This window comes from Clostridium sp. AF35-15 (assembly GCF_003477745.1).
GTDB classification, from domain to species: domain Bacteria; phylum Bacillota; class Clostridia; order Lachnospirales; family Lachnospiraceae; genus Otoolea; species Otoolea fessa.
In genome coordinates this window covers 191,937-213,942 of sequence record NZ_QUDY01000006.1, presented here as the reverse complement: position 1 = coordinate 213,942, position 22,006 = coordinate 191,937, and the positions used below count along the sequence as shown (strand labels likewise).

Below are 22,006 nucleotides of genomic sequence, written 5' to 3'. Positions count from 1 at the left end.
TAATACAGGCACTTTTCAAAATCAATCACTTTTCGCTGTTCCGGCTGCAGCTCTTTCGTTCTTGGTTACTGTTCACGCATACATTCCCAATAACGGAATTTGCCACAGTAACCGTTCCTGCTCTTCCATTCATCATTCATGCCCGGCCAAACGTTTTTCCTGCCGCAAACAGTCACTCTCCTTCTGATTCCACCCGTTCGTGCAGGATTTCCAGCTCTCCGGTCTTCAGATGCAGACGGATTTTCGTGGAAGTTCCCGTTTTTTCTGTCGCTCCGTATGTTTCCCCGGCATTTTCCCGTTCAACTGTTCTCTTCTCCTGCCAGTCTGCAGGCGCTTCCTCCGCCCCATTCTCTGCTCTTTCCCCCTCCGGCAGTTCATACTCGATCACATCCATCTCTCGGATCGACCAGATCCGTTCCCGCATCTTCCATATACTCGCCAGGTACATGGATACAGCCAGTGCAAGTCCATACAGAAAATACCTCTGCCTCCGCTTCCTCCGCCAGCGGACGCGTTTCAGATAGCGGCGAATCTTCCGTTTTTGATATTTAAACAGCTTTCTGCTTTGCGGCATTGATTTTTGTGCATTTCTATGTTTCTCTGACATCTGCATTCCTCCCGCAGGTGCCTCTCCATTTTTACTATAACAAATAGAAAAAAATCTGTAAAGATGATGCGGCTCACAGGCAGGGCTTTTCCGAACTGAAAGTTGTGGTTTTTAGGCAGTTTATTTTTTCTCATGATACGCTTTTTCTGTATTCACACTCCAGATATGCTCCTTATCCGCACTTCCCGCCAGAAGGAGATCCACTGCACAAAATGCTGTCATCATCGAATGATCCATGTTATTGTAGCGATGCTGTCCATTCCGTCCGATACACAACAGATTTTCGATTTTATTCAACCATGCAGTCAATTCACCCATCCGGTCATAGGTGCCAAAATAAGCTGGGTATGCTTTCTTTACTTTCTCGATATGAAAATCAAGAATTTCCAGAAAACCAAATCTATAATTTATCACATAAGCCGTCAAAAGCACCCCCAGAAAGCCAGCGCTGATCGCCCAGTCTCTCTTTTTTTCTTTCATGACAACACCCAACCTTCCAGCCATTCCAGCCACTGCTCGGCAAATTCCTGTTTTACCGGATATCCAGACAGCACCGGATAGAAAAGAAGGAACGCGCCGATCACTGCTGCAAGATACAGCAGCGCTGCTTTCCTGGTTCGTTTCGGATCTCTTTCCCAGAAAAAATGCAGACAATTTCCCAGCATTAAAATCTGTATCATACTGCACGCAAAATACTGATAGATAAACACGGTTCTGTGGATAAATAACCACGGAAACAGCATAGAAGCATAGGAAATGCACAGATATCCCGCTATTTTATCCTGTCGAATCTGCCACAGGTATATAGTATAAAATAGCGCCGGAATTGCCGACCACCAGATTACCGGGTTTCCAAAAGTTGAAACCACACTGATTTTACCAGACTTAAGCGACGTGTATGCATCCAGAAGCGGTCGTTTAATCCAGGCCCACTCATACCATTCAGAGGCATATGGATGTTCAAACACCGTTTTCTCATGATAATGAAGCATAAGCTGTTGATTTTCCCACATAGTCTGGAAAACATTTCCATTTCCCATACCATTTCCATAAGAAAGATAGGATGCAACGTAAATCACTGCCGGAATCAAAATGTATGCAGCGATACAGATGACAGACAGCCCCGCCAGGTAACTTATCGCCGCCTGTCCAGACATTCCCTTTCTGGTCCGTGCCGCAGCTGTCCCATATTCCTGGAACAAAAATGTAAAAAAGAGGACTGCAATCCCCGCGCAGGCATATACCCCTGTCCACTTCGATGCCATCGCCGCTCCAGCTGCCATGCCATTTAAAATCATCAGACACACCGTTTTCCAGCTGCATCCCATTTTCAGGTCATCCAGCACCAGATACATCAGATAAAAGGTAAGCAGGATAAAAAATCCCACTATCACATCAATGGTTCCGATTCTTGACAATGTAAAGTGCATGAAATCAAAGACTATCAACAGTGCTGCAAATGAGGCAATCCATGTACTCCGGCTGATTTTCCGCATAAACGCATAGCTGACCGGCACCATCAGGATGCCAAACAGAGCGCATACACACCGCCATCCAAACGGTGTCATTCCAAATACGCGGATTCCCAGACTCATCCACCATTTTCCAAGCGGTGGGTGCGTTGTCTCATAAATTGTACGCCCTTCTACTATCTCATTTGCCGTTCTGGCATGGTAAACCTCATCAAACATACTTTGGTATTCATAGGTTGTATCCGCCGGAAACAATTCTTGCTCATCAAATGCCTCTGGATAATCATCTGCATTGGATGGAAGGATCGGATTTCCATCCGGATCCAGAAGAACGATTTCCAGAACCTCTGCACTCTCATCCATCGACACGATCCCTAGTTCGTAAGTGCGGTAATGAATTTCCACTGGATTCCAGCAGTATACAGATAACAATTCTGTCTCTTCCCCGATGGCATCCCAACCATCTCCCTCGGCATTCGGAACCGAGCATACAAAATGTCTCTTCTCCTTTCCACCCAGATAAACCTGCGCTTCTGAGATAGTCACACTTCCATCAAACCGAAGCACCATCTCATTTCCGTGGCTATCATTTTTTTCAAATTCATACGCAGTCTGCGGTGCCTTCATGCTTCCAAGATTCACAAATGCCATCACAGCAAAGAGAACTGTCAATCCTGCTGCCATACACCAGTCACGGCCGGCCCAGGGCGCGCCGGTCTTTTCCGACTCTGTGTTCTTTTCACAGGATTTTATTCCCAAGCTCTTCCCGGCATCTATTTTTTCACTCCCCGTCATTCGTTTTGATACGCAGCGTGCCGCTTTTGCTTCATCCAGCTCGACTTTCGATTCAGGAATTTGACATTTTTCATGTATTATTCCAACATAAGAAGCGATTCCATATACACAGGTTCCCACACCCAGTACCGCAAAAAACATCAGCATCAGCGGATAAAATTCATCTCCCGGACTGCACTGTCCGAAGCGCTCTCCGGTGATATCCCGCGCCCAGAGTATGCCAGTTCCCGCAGCCGTGAGAAGAATTTCAATTTTTTTGAATCTTTCTATTCCAAGGCGCGCTCTGAAGCGCTCTATCCACGAACTGCCCATGAAAAGAATCAATACCGCCAGCCAGATAAAAAGCATCCGCTTTTTGCCCTGTGAAAGAACAGATAATACCGGGATCGGATTCCAGATATAAAGATACAGGCATTCCCACGCTGATTCCCGGCTTCTGTTTTTCCCGGACAAAATATATAAAAGTCCGGCTGTCACCAGATCCATTGCCATGACTTCCAGGAAGCCATGAACCTCCTGATTAGAAATGGCAAAGAATACAAAGCGCGTAATCAGATACCCGGCCGCTGCTTTCCAGCAAAGCTTTCCCGCCATCCCCCGCTTTTTCTTTTCCTCATACAGCCAGATGACAGTCAGGCACGCCGTAATGGCGATACAGTAAACTGATTTCATTCTGGCACCTCCTTTAACGACTTTTTAAGTGCTCCATTTCAGTGGCACTCCCCTCAGACACGCCGTTTCTTTCTCATCGCTCTAACTTATATACTCCCGGGCTCCTCCCTGCACATACGCAGGAAAGAGCTCGAGAGTATATGAATCTGTTTCCATCATCCTATATGCAGGAGAGCAAAAACAAGGTTAAATTATAGATGATTGTAATCGCCCCAAATCTGAACTTGGCCGATTATTTTCACTTCGTACTCTTAGTTTCAGATTGATCACGGATCTGTTGGCTGCGTTGTTGGCTGCGACGGCTCCGTTGTTGGCTGCGGCGGCTCCGTTGTTGTATCCCCTTCCGTCTCTTCCGGCTGGGTCGGTTTCACGCTCGGCGTCGGGTTTTCGGTCGGTTCTTTCGTCGCCGGTGCATCACTCGGTACCACACTCGGCGTTTCACTTCCACCGCCGCCTCCAGAATGTCTGCGTTCTTTGGATGTTCTGGAATTCAGCTTCGGTGTATCGGCATTGGTCGTCTCTAAGATGGTCATCGTTCCGTCTTCTGCCACTTTTACCTCAAAGCTTCTCGCCGGTCTCGGCTTGCGGCCGCCGAACGATGTGCCATCGTTTTCAAACGTATAAGGAATTCCGTTGATACTGACAACGCCCGTTGCCATCTCTCCACTGTCCGGTGTGCCAAAATAATAGGTTTTTCCATTGATCCAGACAACACCGCTGACCATTTCCCCCGACGCCGTACAGAAATACTGTTTGTCCCCGTCTTTTACCCAGCCGATCTGCGGTGCTCCCTGTTCATTCAGGTAATACCATTTTCCATCGATCTGCTGCCAGCCTGTCTGCACCTGTCCATTTAGGATGTAGGCTCTTGCAGCTCCTGTACCTACCCATTCGGCAAAAGCAGGTCCGGCATACAAGCCCATGATCAAAACGGCACTGAGTGCACAGGCACCCGCCTTCATCCATTTGCGTTTTCTCATAGCATACCTCCTCGTATTGATCGAAAAGCTGTCTTTCATGTATTTTTGTTCTGGAGTTTTTCTTCTTTTTCACGATTTCAAGCTTTTCTTGTTGTATTCATCTTATCATTTGTTTTATTTTTCTACAATTTGCACTGCACAAGATGTCATTTTTTTTACACAAGATGTAAAAAAATGATACACTAGCCTTGACAAATTGATTTTCAGAAGCTTTCATCCACAAACACAAGGGCGGGAAAAGTTCCAGAAATGAAAACCCCGGCTGTGAGTGGATAAACTTACTCACAGTCGGGGTTCCATTTTCACATCTGTATAAAATCTCTTAACCGATCACATCCGCCATATCATACCGTCCCTCCGGCTTTCCTGCCAGGAATTTGGCTGCCTGTACCGCACCCTTTGCGAAAATCGCCTTGGAATAAGCTGTATGATTAAAGGTAATCACCTCATCCTGACCAGCGAAAATGACATCGTGTTCGCCTACGATTGTGCCGCCGCGGATCGCCTGAATACCAATCTCCTTCGCATCACGTTTCTCACGTGTAGCGGAACGATCGTATTTGTAATGGTATGTATTGCCCATCGCCTCGTTGATCGAATCTGCCAGCGCAATCGCCGTACCGCTCGGAGCATCCACCTTCTGATTGTGGTGTTTCTCCAGAATCTCAATATCAAATCCAGCCGGAGCCAGAATCTGCGCTGCTTCTTTCAGAAGCTTTAAGAGCATATTGATACCAAGAGACATATTTGCAGAGCGAAGAACAGCTGTCTTCTCTGCCGTCTCTTCTACCTTTGCCAGCTGTACCTCGGAAAGTCCTGTCGTACACAAAACAACCGGCATTTTCTTCTCTGCACACCAGTCGAGAAGTTCATCGACAGCTGCTGCATTGGAAAAATCAATCACAACATCCGCTTCTACCTTACATTCGTTCAGAGACGCAAAAACCGGATAATCATTTTTCTGCTCGGTTCTCATATCAATACCCGCAACGATAGAGATCTCCTCGTCCTTCGCTGCGATTCCGGAAATAACCTGTCCCATGGCGCCATTGCAGCCATGCATAATTGCTCGTACCATCTGTTAAAACCTCATTTCCCTATCTCATCCTAATTTTAACGGTTCTTATCACTCTTTCAGGCTGATTCCGTAATTTACCAGTTCTCTTCTCAGACGATCGCGGTTTGCCGGTTCCATATCCACTAACGGTTTACGGAACGGACCCACTTCCTCGCCCATCATGTTCATCGCTTCCTTAACCGGAATCGGGTTTACCTCGCAGAACAGCGCCTCAATCAGTGGAATTGCATCTATCTGCATCTGTCTTGCCTTCGCTACATCGCCAGCCTTGAATGCCGCGCACATATCATGTACCTGACGCGGTGCCACGTTGGATAATACGGAGATAACGCCCTTTGCGCCCAGTGCCATCATCGGAACCGTCTGGTCGTCGTTGCCTGAGTAAATATCTACTGTTCCGCCTGACAGGCTTGCAATCTGTGCGATCGCGGAGAAATTGCCGCTTGCTTCTTTGACACCGACGATGTTCTCATATTCCTTGCACAGTGCCACGATCGTCTCCGGGGTGATATTGACGCCGGTACGGCTCGGTACATTGTACAGAAGGATCGGAAGATCAACTGCCTTTGCGACCTCTGAGAAATGAACCTTTAAACCCTTCTGGGTTGATTTATTGTAATACGGGGATACGAGCAGAAGTCCGTCTGCGCCTGCCTTTTTCGCTTCGGTAGACAGATATACCGCTGTCTCTGTGCAGTTGGAACCGGTTCCTGCTACAACCGGGATTCTCTTATTTACGACCTGACATACGAAACGAATCACCTCGATGTGCTCCTCATGGCTTAATGTAGCCGCCTCGCCGGTCGTACCGCAGGCGATAATACAGTCTGTACCGCCAGCGATCTGTTCTTCTACGATCTGCTCCAGTTTCTCATAATTTACGCTTCCATCCTCATGAAATGGCGTTACCAGCGCTACGCCTGCTCCTTCAAAAATAGACATTTTGTTTCCTCCTTATTCTTTTGCACGATGGCTGAGTTTCTATTCCAGAGTCCGTTTCTGTCCCTGCTTCAAACGAATGTTTGCAGCCTGTCGATCCTGAGCGTACAAAAAGCTGGCACAATGGCCAGCTCTATGAATTCAAATCCAAACTCCCAGTAGCTCCCCATCTGTCGATGACAGTTACAGAATTCTTCATCCTGCACCCAGGAACTGCAGATACAGGCGCCGCAGCCCTTCGGCGTATCATCCTTTCAGCTGTCTTCTCCTGCACCTGCCGCATCCGACCGCTTACTGATAATCAACGCAACCTCTACTTGTTTTTTCTATCTTAGCATTACTTTGAATACTTGTCAACCGTTCATGCACGCATGATCGTTTGACGGCTTCAGGCATTCCAGGCGCGTCACCTCGTCTGCATGCTCCTCTGCCCCAGCCGGGCATACTTTTCCGGTCAGAATCAGATCGACATTCTCCTCGCGCGCTGCCAGCAGTGTTTCCAGGGCATCGTCTCCGACCAGTTTCTGATCTAACACCCCAAGAAATTCATCCAGAATCAGCATATCGCATTCGCCGGTACAGAGTACTTTTTTTGCAAAATTATACCCGTTCTGAATATTGCAGAGCTCTTCCTTTTTGCCTTCTTCAGAGAGATTTTCATAATACTCATTCTGTTTTTCAAATCGGAATACTTTAAATGCCGGCTCCAGCTGTTTTAACCCATCTGCTGTCTCATGGCTCAGCACTCCCTTTAAGAATTGTATCATAATTACCTTCCGGCCGTGCATGGCTGCACTGACACCACGTCCCAGTGCCATCGCTGTTTTTCCCATCCCGGTGCCGAAGATGATATGAACTTTCCCCTTTTTCATTTCCCTCTCCTCTTTCTGTGCCTCCCGCTGCGCTGGCGCACAGACTGTCTTTCCTGATGTCTTTTTACACACAGGTCTGTGTGTTTTATTTCTATCCATCCAATAATCGTTTTACGAATTCTGTAAACTGCCTTATTCTAGCATATTTTATCTGTTTTGGCAAGCTATGGCAAAACCAGCCATTTATCATGTCCTATAGATTGCATAACCGGCTTCAAAATTTGCTGTAACATCCTAAACCTATCCTATTCTTCCACGCACTCCAGCTTGCTGACCGACACCTCGTATGCCACACGTTTCTCGCACTCTGTCTCGCTCAGTTTCTTCGTATATTCACGGCTCTGCACGCGCCCCCACACGCACACGTGGCTTCCCACGCCAAATCCGGACGCATAGCGGGCATTTCTGCCCCACGCAATACACGGTATGTAATCGGATTTTCCATACGGACGGTTGACCGCCAGCAGCATATCGGCAATCTCGCGTCCCAGCGGTGTTTTCCGGTAGATTGGCTCCTTGCAGATATAGCCTTCCAGAAAAATCTGGTTGGTTTTGGTGTAATCCGTAAATTCTTCCAGGAAATGAATCTCACGGACAAACACAGACAGCACCAGACGGTTTTTCGCGCCCTCATGACGGTTGTAGGAACGGAACTGGCCGATCGCCTCCATCGTCATTCCGCGGTAGTCTTTCGATACATCCAGAAGCCGTTCTGAAATCATGAGTGGAATCACGTCCACCTGATCGCTCAGACGGCTGACTGCCAGGTCTGCGATATAAAATCCTTCCCCGAATACTTCGTGGCTGAATGTAAATTCCGATACGACCTCACCAATCACGCTAACCTTGTTGTTTTCAATCATTTTTTCCGACATAGTATCTCTCTCCTCTTCTTTTTTGCAGTTTTTCACGGCAGGTTCTTGGAGTCCTGCTTCTTACTGTATATATGTATGAGGGGAATGACCGTTTTAGAAGAAGAAGTGAGGGGGAAATTTCGACAGGGTGGGGGACATGAATCGACAGAGGGAATGGGATCGGCAGAGGGACGGAAACGGCGGGGCGCGTCGTTTCCTAGATATCTCTCGCTTGAATATACGAAAAGGAGCAGCTGGCTTGCGCGGCTGCTCCCACTTTACGATTATTTAGCTATTTTTACGGCTGATCATCGCTCTCTTTCTCAGAGTCGGATCAAGAATCTTTTTACGGATTCGTAAGCTGGTCGGGGTGATCTCGAGAAGTTCATCGGTATCGATGTAGTCGAGGCACTGCTCCAGGCTCATGATTTTCGGCGGAACAAGGCGGAGGGCTTCATCGGCGCTGGAAGAACGGGTGTTTGTCAGCTTTTTGGTTTTGCAGACGTTTAACTCGATGTCTTCCGGTTTTGCGCTCTGTCCGACAATCATGCCGGAGTAAACTTTAACGCCCGGTCCGATGAACAGGGTTCCGCGCTCCTGGGCATTGAACAGACCGTAGGTGATGGACTCGCCTGCCTCAAATGCAATCAGGGATCCCTGTTTGCGGTAACTTAATTCGCCCTTGAACGGTGCATAGCCGTCAAAGCTGGTGTTTAAGATACCATTTCCCTTTGTATCGGTCATGAACTCGCCGCGGTAGCCGATGAGACCTCTGGACGGAATCGAGAACTCCAGTCTTGTGTATCCGCCGCCGATCGGGCTCATGCCCTGCAGCTCGCCTTTACGGCTGGTCAGCTTCTGGATAACAGCACCGGTAAAGTCATCCGGTACATCGACGTAAGCGATCTCCATCGGCTCTAATTTGCGGTTTCTTTCGTCATATTTGTAGAGTACCTCCGCCTTGCTGACTGCGAACTCAAAGCCCTCGCGGCGCATGTTCTCAATCAGAACGGACAGATGCAGCTCGCCACGGCCGGACACCTTGAAGCAGTCAGCGGAGTCTGTCTCCTCTACACGCAGGCTGACGTCGGTATTCAGCTCCCGCATCAGGCGCTCGCGGATATGGCGGGAAGTGATGAATTTACCTTCCTGACCTGCCAGCGGGCTGTCGTTTACCATGAAATCCATGGAAATGGTCGGCTCAGAAATCTTCTGGAACGGAATTGCCTCCGGTTTCTCCGGGGAGCACAGGGTATCACCGATGTGGATATCTGCGATACCGGAAATCGCTACGATCGAACCGATCTTTGCTTCCTGTACTTCTACTTTATTCAGACCTTCAAACTCATAGAGCTTACCGATCTTAACTTTGCGGAACTTGTCCGGCTCATGATGGTTGACGATGACGCAGTCCTGATTTACTTTCAGGTAGCCGTTGTCGATCTTACCAACGCCGATACGTCCTACATACTCGTTGTAATCAATCGTGCTGATCAGAACCTGTGTTTCTGCATCCGGATCTCCCTCCGGCGCCGGGATGTAATCCAGAATGGTCTGGAACAGTGGCTTCATATCCACATTCGGATCGTCCAGGTTCTTCTTTGCATATCCAGAACGTGCAGATGCATATAAGAATGGACAGTCAAGCTGCTCGTCTGATGCATCCAGATCCATCAGAAGTTCGAGAACCTCGTCCACAACCTCCTCCGGACGTGCTTCCGGACGGTCAATCTTATTGATACATACGATAACCGGCAGATCCAGTTCCAGTGCTTTACGCAGAACGAATTTGGTCTGCGGCATCGCGCCCTCGTATGCGTCTACCAGAAGGATAACGCCGTTTACCATCTTAAGAACACGCTCTACCTCGCCGCCGAAGTCCGCATGTCCTGGTGTATCGATAATGTTGATCTTGGTGCCGTTGTAATTAACAGCCGTATTCTTGGACAGAATCGTGATACCTCTCTCACGCTCAATATCGTTAGAGTCCATGACACGATCGACTACTTCCTGATTGGCACGGAATACACCGCTCTGGCGGAGCAGCTGGTCTACCAGCGTCGTTTTACCGTGGTCAACGTGAGCGATAATTGCAACGTTTCTGACATCTTCCCGTTTCATTTTCATATCTGCTTACTCTCTTTTCTTATGATGATTCATTACATGTACTAATTAATAATTATTTTCTGTCACAGACAAGCATCCTGCCGTTTCGTCTTTGGCAAAGGATCCGCCCACAAAATAATACAGCTTGTTATTTTAGCATTTTTTTATCCATTATTCAATCTTTTTTTACAATAAAATGATTTTTCCGTCATCCATGCCAAAATAAACTTCATCCAGTTTTTCGATCCGGCATCTTCCATTTGTGCCCTCTATGAGCTTCTTCTCCGCTGCTCCCGCCTGGTCAAACGGCACCAGGATCGTCAGATCCACGCCCTCGCCGTACTCGCTGTCCAGAATCGGCAGCTCTGCTTCTGCCAAAATGTACTGCACCTTTCCAAGCCCGCTGTAGTCTGTCCCGATCTTCCATTTGCGAGCCAGGCATTTTTCCAGAACCACACAGCTTTTAAGCCCTTCCTGAACCGCGCCGCCATATGCCCGCACCAGTCCGCCGGTTCCTAAAAGTGTCCCGCCAAAGTACCGGGTCACGACCGCACAGACGTTGTGAAGCTCACGTCCCAGCAGCACATCCAGCATCGGGCGTCCCGCCGTCTGCGCCGGTTCTCCATCGTCGCTGCAACGCGCCACCTCGTTATTTTCTCCGATCGTAAATGCCGAACAATGATGTCTCGCATCCCAATATTTTTTCTTGACTTCCGCAATAAATGCCGTCGCCTCTTCTTCCGATTCCACCGGGCGGATCTCCGCGATAAAGCGGGACTTCTTCTCCACAATCTCGCCCTCTCCGCCCTGATAGACGATTTTATAGCGCTCTTTCATGATTATTCCTCCATCGTAACTGTTCAGTAAATGCGCAGACCTGCTGAACAGTTACCCTCCATCTATACACTACGCATCCTTAAAACGGACGTTTTTTCACTTCTTTAACCGCTTGTAAACCTTAGTTACTGTTCACGCATACGTGCCCAGTAACAAACCTTATCTTTTATGATACCGTAAAAAAAACTTCATGACAATAGTATTTATTTATCCCATGAATTTTGATATAATTGGAAATACTGTATTTATTAATAGAATGAACCACTACGAACCCAAAGGAGGTTCTCATGAATTACGGTGTAAAAGCAACCAAGAAACGGATCCGGGCAGCCAATTCCCGGAAGAAGAAATACGCCAACCGGCTGTTTCTGACCTTCTTCAAGACTGCCTTTGTTCTTGTTCTGTTTCTCTGCGTGACAGGTGTCAGCACCTTTATCGGCATGTTTAAAGGCATTCTGGACAGTTCGCCGGACTTCAACCCGGACAGCTTCACTCCAAGCGGATATTTTTCTACTATATATAATAGCGCCGGGGAAGTGACCGACACGCTGGTTGGTTCCAACTCGAACCGAATTGAAGCATCCTACGAGGATTTTCCTCAGGATCTGATCGACGCATTCGTCTCCATCGAGGACTCGCGTTTCTGGCAACACAGCGGTATCGATCTGCGCTCCATTTCACGCGCCGTGGTCGGTGTCCTGACAAATAATTATAAAGGCGGCGCCAGCACCCTGACCCAGCAGCTCATCAAAAATACCGTCTTCAACGGCGGTATGGAGACCAGCAAAGGTTCCAAAATCGAACGAAAAATCCAGGAACAATATCTGGCGCTGCAGCTGACAAAAAACGTCGATCGGAAGGTCATTTTAACGAACTATTTAAATACGATCAACCTCGGCAGCAATACGCTGGGCGTCAAAGCAGCGGCGCTGCGCTATTTTAATAAGAACGTCTCCGATCTGACCCTTTCTGAGTGCGCGGTCATCGCCGGTATCACACAGAATCCGTCAAAGCTGAATCCGATCAGCGGCGCGGAGGCAAATGCCGCCCGGCGCAAGGTCATTTTACAGGCAATGTATGAGCAGGGCTATATCACAAAAGAAGAACAGGAGGAAGCACTGGCGGACGACGTCTACGCCCGTATCCAGAATGTCGACACGGCGCTCAAGAAAAATGAGACACCGTACTCCTATTACACGGACGAGCTGATCAGCCAGGTCACCGAAGCACTCAAAGAGCAGCTCGGCTATACTGACACGCAGGCGTCCAATCTTCTGTTCAGCGGCGGACTGCAGATTTATACCCCGCAGGATCCGCAGATTCAGGCAATCGTCGATGAGGAAGTCAACAATCCTGCCAACTACGACGCGGCTCGCTATTCGGTTGAATACCGCCTTTCCCTGACCCATCCAGACGGGGAAACGCAGCATTATTCACAGGAAACTCTGAAAACATGGATCCAGCAGGTCAAGGGACAAAGCGGTTTTGACGGGCTGTTTAATTCCGAGGAAGAGGCGCAAACGGCGATCGATGAGTACCGCACCGCCCTCACGCAGGACGGAAGCACCGTTCTCGGTGAATCAGTTACCATGATTTTAGAGCCGCAGACCTCGTTCGTCCTGATCGAACAGTCCACCGGCTATGTCAAGGCAATCAACGGTGGACGCGGACAGAAGACGGCAAACCGCACCTTAAACCGTGCGACCGACTCCCTGCGGCAGCCAGGATCGACCTTCAAGGTCATTTCCTCCTTTGCCCCGGCATTGGATGCCTGCGGCGCGACCCTATCAACCGTTTACTATGACGGACCATACTCTTCCGGTGAAAAAGAGTTCCGAAACTGGTGGGGCAGCGATTACAAGGGCTATCACACGATCCGCGACGGCATTACCTATTCCATGAACATCGTCGCCCTGCGCTGCATGGCGGACACGGTAACGCCGCAGCTCGGTGTCGAATATGCCGAACGGCTGGGAATCACTTCCCTCGTAAGCCAGGATCAGACTCTCTCGACAGCACTCGGCGGTCTGACAAAGGGCGTCAGCAACCTGGAACTGACAAATGCATTTGCGGCGATCGCCAACGGCGGCACCTACACGAAGCCTATCTTCTTTACTAAGATTCTGGATCGCAACGGAAAGATACTGATCGACAATGAACCGGAGACGCGGCAGGCGCTCAAAGACTCTACCGCCTATCTTTTAACCAGCGCGATGCAGGATGTTATGCAGAGCAATACAATGTATACGCGTTCCGGTTCCGGGGTTAAATCGACCGGTACGACAGCGGCGATTCCCAATATGAGCTGCGCCGGAAAGAGCGGTACGACCACCAGCAACGTCGACGTCTGGTTTGTAGGCTTTACGCCGTACTACACTGCCGGTATCTGGGGCGGATGTGACAATAACCAGCCATTAAAAGGCGGCACCGTTTCAAACGGCGGTACCAGTTACCACAAGCGCATCTGGCGAAATATCATGACACGTGTCCATGAGAGCTTAAGCGACCCCGGATTTACGGTTCCGGACAGCATTGAAACTGCTGAAGTATGCCGCAAATCCGGCAAGCTTCCGGTTTCCGGCGTCTGCAGCAGTGACCCGCGCGGAACGGCCGTCTACACTGAATATTTCGCGAAGGGCACGGTTCCGACCGAGACCTGCGATCACCACACCCGCGTGACAATCTGCTCCGCCTCCGGCGGCATCTCGACTGCCTTCTGCCCGACGAACCAGCAGATTTCCAAGACAGTTATGGTCGTTCCGGAAGACGGCGGAGAAACGGACGATTCCCGCTTCTCCATGCCGGGCGAGTGCAAGATTCACAATGGTTCGTCCACGATCATCCATCCTTCTGAGAGCGCCGATTTCTCAGCTCCGGGCTACAGCCCCGATTCAGATAATCTATCGGCTCCGATCCACTCTGTGGTTCCACGCCCGATGACGGGAAGTGGACGGAATGGAAATAATATTCCGATTGTCCCAGCGAATCCGGAGCATTAACAGCAAAATAATATATCTGCAAAAAGCTGCTGTAAAAAGTGACATTCATATGCCTCTTTTACAGCAGCTTTTTATTTCCTCAACTTGATTTTCTTTTGCTTTGCTTTCTTTTACTTTTCCTTTTTTCGTCTTCTCTCTAATCCTTCATCTTGGGTTTGCAAATCAGCGACGACAGATAGCCGAAGATCAACGCCCCGGAAATCCCCGCCGCACCCGCCGTGAATCCGCCGGTGAACAGCCCCAGAACCCCATCCTTATCTATTCCATCCCGCACACCCTTCCAGAGCGTATTCCCAAACCCCAGCAGTGGCACTGTTGCCCCGGAACCCGCCCATTTGGCATACGGTTCGTACAATCCGATCGCACCGAGAATCGAGCCACATACCACCAAAAGTACCATGATCCGCCCCGGCATGAGTTTCGTTTTATCCATCAGAATCTGCACGGCGGCACAGAGGAGTCCGCCGGTCACAAATGCTTTGATATAGTCCATTTTTTTACTCCCTCTCTAAAGTTTCTTGCAAATACCTATCATTCACCGAACGATTCTTTTCCCTCAAGCACCACTCCATGGGCAATCCCCGGCATATTCTGCCCCTCATTAAAGCTGATCTGGGACAGCAGCGCCCCGGTCGGCACAAACAGGACGCGTTTCCACTCACCCACCTGTATTTTCGGAAGAATATAGCCGCACAGCACCGCCGCCGAGCAACCACAGCCGCTCCCGCCCGAATGGGTATCCTGCGTCTTCGGGTCAAACATTTCGATCCCGCAGTCCATATGGATGCTGGAAATATCCTGTCCTGCCTCGCGCATAAAATCAAGCAAGATTTCCTTCCCCACCATTCCCAGATCGCCAGTGATGATCCGGTCATAGTCAGATGGTTTCCGGTTAAAATCACGGAAATTCTGCAAGATTGTGTCAACCGCCGCCACCGCCATTGCCGCCCCCATGTTCATGGAATCGCGCATCTGCATATCGACGATCTTTCCGGGGGTGGCAGCTGAGATACAAGGTTGAAATTTGGGATGCAATTTTTCCTGTCCAGCATTTTTCAGTGATTCTGACGCATTTTCTTTCGCTCTGCGCCCATTTTTCCCTTCATTTTTCTCATTTCCCTCGATCATCACACACCCGCACCCGGTCACCGTCCAGGTTGTGGACTGCGGTCTCTGATTCCCATACGCCAGCGGAAACCGGAACTGCCGTTCTGCCGAGGCAAAATGGCTCGACGCCAGCGCCAGAACCCGGTCCGCATAGCCAGCCCCTGCTGCCATCGCCCCCAGAATCATCGCCTCTCCCATCGTCGAGCAGGCGCCGTAAAGCCCGAAAAACGGGATATCAAACGACTCCACACCAAACGAGGTCGCCACAATCTGTCCCAACAGGTCTCCCGCAAACAGGCAATTCACATCCGCCGCCTGTCTGCCCGCCTTATCCAGACATTTCTGCACCGTCTGGCGCTGCAATTCACTCTCCGCCTCCTCCCACGACTTTTTCCCAAACGTCGGATCCGGCTCCACCCGGTCAAAAAAACTTGCCAGCGGTCCCTCGCCTTCCGTCTGCCCCACGATCGATGCCGCCGATGTGATGATGGGCGGATGCTCAAACTGGATGCTTGATTTACCTGCCTGCATAAAATTCCTCCTGAAACATAAAAACATTGTCAAAAATATACTGTTCAAACTTTCGCTACAATCTCAGTATTTACACAAACATACATTTTTATGTTTTCTAGTAATCTGCATTCCTCGCAGGCTTCATTCACCCGTTTTTACCATATTATTAATACTGCACCGCCGCCAGTTTCTCTCTCAGTTCCTGCGGATCCTGGGACGCATCGACTGCCGTCTGCGGTGTGATCACGCCCTCTTTCGCCATACGGATCAGAAAATTATCCATCGTAATAGAGCCCTCTTTTGCACTAGAAAGCAGATAGCTCTGCATCTGCGGTGTTTTTCCATCGCGGATCAGATTCCGGATCGCCGGCGTGAGCATCATAAGCTCACAAGCTGCCGCCCTGCCCTGGCCGCCCGCCCTCGGCACCAGCTGCTGTGACAGCACCGCCCGCAGCGTCATCGAGAGCTGCATCCGGATCTGCGGCTGTTTATCCTCTGGAAAAACACCCACAATCCGGTCAATGCTGTCGATTGCCGAATTGGTATGAATGGTGGAAAAAACAAGATGTCCCGTCTCCGCCGCCATCAGCGCCGTCTCGATCGTCGCCGGATCACGCATTTCTCCAATCAGAATGACATCCGGGTCCTCACGGAGCGCCGCATAAAGCCCCTTATCATAGCTCTCTACGTCCACGCCCACCTCGCGCTGGTTGATGATCGCCTGCGCCGGTTCATAGACATACTCGATCGGGTCTTCCAGCGTAATCATATGGAGCGGACGATTCTGGTTGATCTCATTTAAAATTGCCGCCAGCGTCGTTGACTTGCCGCTTCCCGTCTCGCCGGTTACCAGAATAATGCCTTTATTCCAGCTTGAAAACTGATTCACTGCTTCCGGAAGCCCCAGCTCCGACAGGTTCGGAATCGTACTGCCCAGAAGACGGATCGCCGCAGAGAGCGCGCCCTGCTGCCGGAACAGATTCACTCGGAGACGCCGTCCCGCAAACGAAGCACTAAAATCCAGCTGTCCGATGGCCTCGATCTGATCTGCCGCATTGCCTGCCAGCTGGCGTCCATATTCCTCACAATCCTCACGCGTCAGCCCGCCATCCGTCAGCGTCTCGATTCTGCCGTCAATTCTGCATTTTGGCGGCAGCCCTGCAATCAGATGCACATCCGATGCCCTTTTTTCAGCTGCCAGCGCGATTAATTCTTCGATTCCATACATACCATCTGTCTCCTCTTCTCTTTCTACACCATTTACAGTGCCAGTAGCGTCCGGATTATCTCGTCCACCGTCGAAACACCCTCTTCTACCAGCTTCTGCGCGTGTTCTAGCATCGGAATATACTGGCTCGTTCTTCTGGCTACCTCTAAGAAACGCGTCCGGTCAGCCCCTTCCAGAATACACCGGCGAAGCTCCTCCTGAATCAGCATTACCTCAAACACACCGATTCTGCCCCGGTATCCCGAATGGAAGCACTGATCGCATCCGGCTCCCTGCCAGTATAATTTTCCAGGAATCTCCGGGATTCCTGCCATCTCAAGTGCTTTTTTCGGCGGCTGAATCTGAGTCTTGCAGTTCGGACAGATTTTTCTCAGCAGACGCTGGGAAATAACGCCTCGCAGTCCCGCCGCAATCAGGTATGGCGCCACGCCCATATCTCGCAGACGGTCAATCGCCGAGATCGCATCTTCCGTATGAATCGTGGTGATAACGAGATGTCCCGTCATTGCCGCACGCATCGCGATCTCTGCCGTCTCACCGTCACGGATCTCGCCGACGCAGATGATATCCGGATCCTGACGCAGAACTGAGCGCAGACCCGATGCAAAGGTCAGCCCCACTTTTTCATTGATCTGCACCTGTGTCGCGCCTTTGATATGGTATTCCACCGGATCCTCCAGTGTAATCAGGTTGGTCCGATCCGAAAGAAGTTCGCGGATCAGCGTATACATCGTCGAAGATTTACCTGAACCAGTCGGTCCTACAATCATGATAACTCCGGAAGTAAGCCCTAAAAGTGTATCAATCTTTGCATCCTCCACTGCCGGAATACCGATACCGCGGCGGTTCAGCGTCTCCTCATTTCGTTTCAGAATACGGATAACCACTTTTTCTCCATACAGGGTCGGAAGGGTGGATATACGCATATCAATATCTTTTCCTCTTAAATGCATCACCGCACGACCATCCTGCGGAATTCTTTTTTCGACGATATCGAGCTGGGACATGATTTTAAGCCTCGAAATGACCGAATCCTTGAGTTCCGACGGGATCGTCATGATCCGGTGAAGCTGCCCGTCGATACGCATCCTGACGACCATTTCCTCCTCCGTCGGCTCAAAATGGATATCCGAAGCATTTTCCGAAATGGCGCGCTCAATAATCGAATTGACCAGGCGGATCATCGGCGTCACATTTTCCTGTCCTTCTCTTGCCGCCGTCTGCCCCTGACGCACCTCTTGTGCCGCTGCCGTCTCTGCCTGCATCTGCGCCATCGCTTCTTCCGCTCCCTCGTTGCCATACAAAATATTGATCGCACGCTTCACCGCCGGTTCAGAGGCGATCATCGGCACAATTTTCTTTTTGGAAGTATGCTGTGCTTCCTCAATCGCCATGAAGTTCAGCGGATCCGCCATTGCCAGATAGAGCTGGTCTTTGGAAATACGCACCGGTACGATCGTCATTTTCTTTGCCAGGTTTTTCGGCACAAAACGCGACAGTTCCGGGCTGATATCGACCCGCGTCAAATCAATATAGTCAATGCCCAGCTGCATGCGAAGCGCATCGATCAGCTGACCTTCCGTGATATAATGATGCTTGATCAGCGTTGTTCCCAGACGTTCTTTCTCCTTCGCCTGATAGTCAAGCGCCTCTTTAAGCTGCCCTTCTGTGATCAGTCCCAGCTCCAAAAGCATGTCTCCCAATCGCTTTGTACGCATTCTCTCTACCTCCCTATAAATATGGATCTAGTTATTCAGCCATTTTACTGCGGAAATCCCGGATCCGGTCAAAGCAGTCCCGATCCATCTCGATCGCCGTCTGATTTCCAGTCGTCACAATCCACGCTTCTTCCAGAAGCCGCCGGATGATCCGCGCCGCCTCTTTCTGATCCTCTGCGGTCGTCTCACAGATCTCCTCTGTCCAACGACGGATCTGTACAATATCCAGGCCATTGTACGCATACTGCATCGCTGCCATCCGCCGTCCCAGGCATCCGCACGGCGCCGTCGCATTGCCGTAACTGCTTAAAATATAGCCATTCCGATCTGCCTCCGAAAGCTGCAGTTTTTCCAATACACCCGCTGCCGCCCGGATCGCCTCGATCGTCTCACTGACCTTCGGATCCCGGTATGTACTCGCCACGATCCGGTCCATCGTCGGCGTAAATGCAAACGACGCGCTGTAGGCGCCGCCTTGAAAACGGAGCTGCGGCACAAAATACCGGTCATCCAGCGCATTTACATACGGAAGAATCCGCCCGGAAAATCCATCTACAGCGCTCAGCTCTGCCGAAAAGACGGTATACTGGCTGGAGCTCTCCACAATTACCGCCTCCCTGCGAGCCGGAACCGGGAAAGTATACCCAGCATTTTCCCCTCTGTTTTCCGTTTTATTCTCATGGTCTGGCATCTGTTCTCCCCGCAGATTTCCCAGAATCCGCCCTGCACAGTTCCGCATCCATTCCAGATTTTCCCTCGGTGCAACATGAAGGATCGTCACCGCTGTTCCATGCAGGATGCGGTCGCGCACCTCCTCCATCTTCTCTGCCAGCTGGAAGATCGCTGCATCCTCCTGTTCCAGTCGCCCGCGCAGTTTTTTCAAAAACTCATAAAACGCCTGTCCGCCGACATATTCCTGATACCGCGTATTGATGCTATAGCCAGATGCCGCCAGACGCACCGCCAGCGAATACGCATCACTGCGCGACTCATCACAGGACGGAATCGTCTCATCCAGTGCCTGAAGAACCGCATTCTTATCTCTCCACAGTGGATGTGATAAGAGTTCCAACAGGACATACAGGCTCTCTTCATAATCCTCCGCCATCCCATACCAGCTGACCGCCAGCGTCGGATGGCTGTTTCGTCCCGCCCGAACCTCCGGATGTCCCTCATTCATGGAAAAATCATGCAGATAGCGCTCAATCTGATTTTCCTTTTCCATTCTGCCATACCGGGCATTTTCAAGCTCTGAAACAAACATTGTATATAAAGGAATGTAAAAACGGTCCTCTTCCGGCACGCCGCTCAAATCCAGGTATAAACGGTTATAGCTGATCGCTTCCAGATCCGACGGCGATTCATAGACCGAAATCCCATTTATCTCATATATCTGATATTCCGGCGTCTCTTCCGGCGGCGGAAGCTCATCGACCCGGATCATAAAATCCGCATTCGAACACTCCGACGCATTCCACGCATCAAAATCCAGGGTTTTCGCAATCAGCGCATCCAGCTCTGCCTCACTCATCTCCGCCTTCATCTGCGCCAGATACGCGTCGCGCTCCTGCTCCATCGCCTCTGCCATCCCCGGTGTCGGAACCGTCGTGACAAGAACCCGCCGCTTCGCCGCGCCAAGCTCTGCCGCAAACCGTCGAATCTCCGCCTGTGCCGTCCCTGCATCCAGAGAATCATAGGCTGCCGCCTCATCCGCATACACATCCGCATCGCCCGTCAGTGCCCATTTCAGGCTGACTTCCGGCACGATCGAATCCGCAAAAACATCCGTATCTTCGCCTGCCGTATAATCATGTATCGCCCGCGCCTTGAGCGCCGTCTCCACCACTGACGGGTCGATCCCGCGCTCCTGCATCTCGCACAATGTCTCATCCGACACCTGCCGGAACCGTTCTGCATCCTTCGGACTGCTGTCTGTCATTTCGAAAACAAAAAATGGCTTTTCTGCCTCCATCATCACCGATGCGCTCGCATCACAATGGATGCCCGCCGTCCGCAGCTTTTCCCTGAAAACCGATCCATCCACATTCATCATTCCCGCAATGATGCTGTACTGGATCAGCTTTTCCCATGAAATGCCGCTCAGATCCATCGCATACGATACCACCGCCGCATTCTCCGATGCGTCTCCCCGGTAAGCAGGACTGGGAACGGTTGCCTGACGGAAGAATGATTCTCCCCCATTTTCCAAACCATCTGGCTCGGGGCTGTAAAACGCACTCATCCCTATATTCTGCATTTCCTGTTTTTCCTGTCGCCCGCTGCCTGACTGGAAACTCCATCCGTCTTCTTTTCCATAGCTTTTCTTTGCATCACACAGATACTCTTTATCCAGGAATGCCAGAAACCGTTTCCAGTCCAGATCCCCATACAACAAAATCAGAGCATTATCGAACCGATAAAATCGATCATACATCTCCATCGTATGTTCATACGTCAGATCCTTATAAAAACGGTGCGCCTGTCCATTCGCATTTGCCGCCGTCTCCCCCGGATACAGCGCCCGCAAAACATTCCGCAGTGCCTCATTATCTGTATCATTCAGCATGCCGAAATCCTCGCTGTACACCGTTCCTGCCAACGTAATCGGGCTTTCGCGGTCGCGCAGCTCATAGCGGACCGCTTCACGGTCAAAAAAGCGGCGTTCCCGCCGGATTCCCGGCGCTTTCATGCAGCTTAAATACACATCTGCCATCTTAAGCAGCTGTTCCTCGCTCTGGCTGCACACCGGATATGCCGTAAATGGTATATAGGTAAATGCATTTACAAATGTGTGGTATGTCTTGCTGCAAAGATCAAAAAAAATATCCTTACTCGGATATTTATCAGAGGAAGCAAGTACCGAATGCTCAAACACATGATTCGTGTCCGTCTCATCCAGATGCGGTGTCCGATAGGAAATCGAGAATCCCCGGTTTGTATCTTTATTTCTGATATAAAACAGGGACGCCCCGCTTTTCTCATGTTCAAAATACAGTGTCTGCGCTCCCAGCGCCTGCAGTTTTCCCACCTGTTTCAATGTAAAACCTGCTGTCTGAAATCCCGGCTGCAGTCTCCCATCTGCCGCCCTCCACTGCTTTGTACCTGCCATTCTTTTATCATGCCTCCTGCCATCATTCGTCTGCTGTCTTTTCTCTATATCTATTATACAAAAGCACGTCCTATATTTCCATAGAAAAAAGCACATCCGGTTCACTCTGTGTTCCGGATG

16 protein-coding genes and 1 riboswitch are annotated in these 22,006 nt (G+C 50.2%); of the genes, 1 reads left to right on the top strand and 15 read right to left on the bottom strand.

The genetic code is table 11. The features are described from left to right. Positions 1-172 precede the first annotated feature (172 nt). From DWZ76_RS09240 to DWZ76_RS09195, 10 genes are all read right to left on the bottom strand, one after another. Complete coding sequence (locus tag DWZ76_RS09240; RefSeq protein WP_118472488.1) at positions 173-607, bottom strand: hypothetical protein; 435 nt, start codon at positions 605-607, stop codon at positions 173-175. 120 nt (positions 608-727) lie between these two features. After that, positions 728-1,111: a hypothetical protein gene (locus tag DWZ76_RS09235; protein ID WP_147353133.1), complete on the bottom strand. Its 384-nt coding sequence runs from the start codon at positions 1,109-1,111 to the stop codon at positions 728-730. Then, a complete protein-coding gene (locus DWZ76_RS09230) occupies positions 1,084-3,546 on the bottom strand; it encodes a phospholipid carrier-dependent glycosyltransferase (RefSeq protein WP_118472486.1) in 2,463 nt (820 codons plus the stop codon). The genes DWZ76_RS09235 and DWZ76_RS09230 overlap by 28 nt, the downstream gene beginning before the upstream one ends. Positions 3,547-3,812: 266 nt before the next feature. Continuing rightward, a complete protein-coding gene (locus DWZ76_RS09225; RefSeq protein WP_182431305.1) occupies positions 3,813-4,526 on the bottom strand; it encodes a hypothetical protein in 714 nt (237 codons plus the stop codon). A 322-nt stretch (positions 4,527-4,848) separates the two neighbouring features. Next, the gene (gene dapB / locus DWZ76_RS09220) at positions 4,849-5,604 is read right to left on the bottom strand and encodes a 4-hydroxy-tetrahydrodipicolinate reductase (RefSeq protein WP_107001533.1); all 756 of its coding nucleotides are present in this window, start codon (positions 5,602-5,604) and stop codon (positions 4,849-4,851) included. 48 nt (positions 5,605-5,652) lie between these two features. Further along, positions 5,653-6,546, bottom strand: coding sequence for a 4-hydroxy-tetrahydrodipicolinate synthase (dapA, locus tag DWZ76_RS09215; protein WP_107001534.1), 894 nt, complete (start codon positions 6,544-6,546; stop codon positions 5,653-5,655). Positions 6,547-6,694: 148 nt separating this feature from the next. Beyond that, positions 6,695-6,867, bottom strand: a riboswitch (Lysine riboswitch). Between the two features lie 29 nt (positions 6,868-6,896). Further along, positions 6,897-7,415, bottom strand: a complete 519-nt coding sequence (locus DWZ76_RS09210) for a cob(I)yrinic acid a,c-diamide adenosyltransferase (RefSeq protein ID WP_022359533.1) — start codon at positions 7,413-7,415, stop codon at positions 6,897-6,899. A gap of 245 nt (positions 7,416-7,660) precedes the next feature. Next, positions 7,661-8,290, bottom strand: a complete 630-nt coding sequence (locus DWZ76_RS09205) for a single-stranded DNA-binding protein (protein ID WP_022359532.1) — start codon at positions 8,288-8,290, stop codon at positions 7,661-7,663. A 267-nt stretch (positions 8,291-8,557) separates the two neighbouring features. Beyond that, positions 8,558-10,396, bottom strand: a complete 1,839-nt coding sequence (gene typA, locus DWZ76_RS09200; protein WP_117795171.1) for a translational GTPase TypA — start codon at positions 10,394-10,396, stop codon at positions 8,558-8,560. Between the two features lie 165 nt (positions 10,397-10,561). Next, positions 10,562-11,212: a YigZ family protein gene (locus DWZ76_RS09195; RefSeq protein ID WP_118467482.1), complete on the bottom strand. Its 651-nt coding sequence runs from the start codon at positions 11,210-11,212 to the stop codon at positions 10,562-10,564. 287 nt (positions 11,213-11,499) lie between these two features. Between DWZ76_RS09195 and DWZ76_RS09190 the strand changes: the two genes are divergently transcribed. Then, positions 11,500-14,211, top strand: coding sequence for a transglycosylase domain-containing protein (locus DWZ76_RS09190; protein WP_118472484.1), 2,712 nt, complete (start codon positions 11,500-11,502; stop codon positions 14,209-14,211). A 136-nt stretch (positions 14,212-14,347) separates the two neighbouring features. On the opposite strand, the gene DWZ76_RS09185 is transcribed toward DWZ76_RS09190, so the two are convergent. The 5 genes from DWZ76_RS09185 to DWZ76_RS09165 form a co-directional block, all read right to left on the bottom strand. Beyond that, on the bottom strand, positions 14,348-14,704 hold the full coding sequence (locus tag DWZ76_RS09185) for a SpoVA/SpoVAEb family sporulation membrane protein (RefSeq protein WP_022359528.1): 357 nt from the start codon (positions 14,702-14,704) through the stop codon (positions 14,348-14,350). A gap of 38 nt (positions 14,705-14,742) precedes the next feature. Further along, positions 14,743-15,849 (bottom strand): stage V sporulation protein AD, encoded by a 1,107-nt coding sequence (locus DWZ76_RS09180; protein WP_118472483.1) that lies wholly within the window; start codon positions 15,847-15,849, stop codon positions 14,743-14,745. 148 nt (positions 15,850-15,997) lie between these two features. After that, on the bottom strand, positions 15,998-17,059 hold the full coding sequence (locus DWZ76_RS09175; protein ID WP_118467476.1) for a type IV pilus twitching motility protein PilT: 1,062 nt from the start codon (positions 17,057-17,059) through the stop codon (positions 15,998-16,000). A 32-nt stretch (positions 17,060-17,091) separates the two neighbouring features. Further along, positions 17,092-18,777: a GspE/PulE family protein gene (locus DWZ76_RS09170; RefSeq protein WP_118472482.1), complete on the bottom strand. Its 1,686-nt coding sequence runs from the start codon at positions 18,775-18,777 to the stop codon at positions 17,092-17,094. A gap of 31 nt (positions 18,778-18,808) precedes the next feature. Beyond that, positions 18,809-21,886 (bottom strand): insulinase family protein, encoded by a 3,078-nt coding sequence (locus DWZ76_RS09165; protein ID WP_182431304.1) that lies wholly within the window; start codon positions 21,884-21,886, stop codon positions 18,809-18,811. Positions 21,887-22,006: the final 120 nt, after the last annotated feature.

What these genes read in the sequence shown, in the direction of transcription:
- DWZ76_RS09240 (WP_118472488.1), bottom strand. Translation starts at nt 607, where the DNA reads ATGTCAGAGAAACATAGAAATGCACAAAAATCAATGCCGCAAAGCAGA.
- DWZ76_RS09235 (WP_147353133.1), bottom strand. Translation starts at nt 1,111, where the DNA reads ATGGCTGGAAGGTTGGGTGTTGTCATGAAAGAAAAAAAGAGAGACTGG.
- DWZ76_RS09230 (WP_118472486.1), bottom strand. Translation starts at nt 3,546, where the DNA reads ATGAAATCAGTTTACTGTATCGCCATTACGGCGTGCCTGACTGTCATC.
- DWZ76_RS09225 (WP_182431305.1), bottom strand. Translation starts at nt 4,526, where the DNA reads ATGAGAAAACGCAAATGGATGAAGGCGGGTGCCTGTGCACTCAGTGCC.
- dapB (WP_107001533.1), bottom strand. Translation starts at nt 5,604, where the DNA reads ATGGTACGAGCAATTATGCATGGCTGCAATGGCGCCATGGGACAGGTT.
- dapA (WP_107001534.1), bottom strand. Translation starts at nt 6,546, where the DNA reads ATGTCTATTTTTGAAGGAGCAGGCGTAGCGCTGGTAACGCCATTTCAT.
- DWZ76_RS09210 (WP_022359533.1), bottom strand. Translation starts at nt 7,415, where the DNA reads ATGAAAAAGGGGAAAGTTCATATCATCTTCGGCACCGGGATGGGAAAA.
- DWZ76_RS09205 (WP_022359532.1), bottom strand. Translation starts at nt 8,290, where the DNA reads ATGTCGGAAAAAATGATTGAAAACAACAAGGTTAGCGTGATTGGTGAG.
- typA (WP_117795171.1), bottom strand. Translation starts at nt 10,396, where the DNA reads ATGAAAATGAAACGGGAAGATGTCAGAAACGTTGCAATTATCGCTCAC.
- DWZ76_RS09195 (WP_118467482.1), bottom strand. Translation starts at nt 11,212, where the DNA reads ATGAAAGAGCGCTATAAAATCGTCTATCAGGGCGGAGAGGGCGAGATT.
- DWZ76_RS09190 (WP_118472484.1), top strand. Translation starts at nt 11,500, where the DNA reads ATGAATTACGGTGTAAAAGCAACCAAGAAACGGATCCGGGCAGCCAAT.
- DWZ76_RS09185 (WP_022359528.1), bottom strand. Translation starts at nt 14,704, where the DNA reads ATGGACTATATCAAAGCATTTGTGACCGGCGGACTCCTCTGTGCCGCC.
- DWZ76_RS09180 (WP_118472483.1), bottom strand. Translation starts at nt 15,849, where the DNA reads ATGCAGGCAGGTAAATCAAGCATCCAGTTTGAGCATCCGCCCATCATC.
- DWZ76_RS09175 (WP_118467476.1), bottom strand. Translation starts at nt 17,059, where the DNA reads ATGTATGGAATCGAAGAATTAATCGCGCTGGCAGCTGAAAAAAGGGCA.
- DWZ76_RS09170 (WP_118472482.1), bottom strand. Translation starts at nt 18,777, where the DNA reads ATGCGTACAAAGCGATTGGGAGACATGCTTTTGGAGCTGGGACTGATC.
- DWZ76_RS09165 (WP_182431304.1), bottom strand. Translation starts at nt 21,886, where the DNA reads ATGGCAGGTACAAAGCAGTGGAGGGCGGCAGATGGGAGACTGCAGCCG.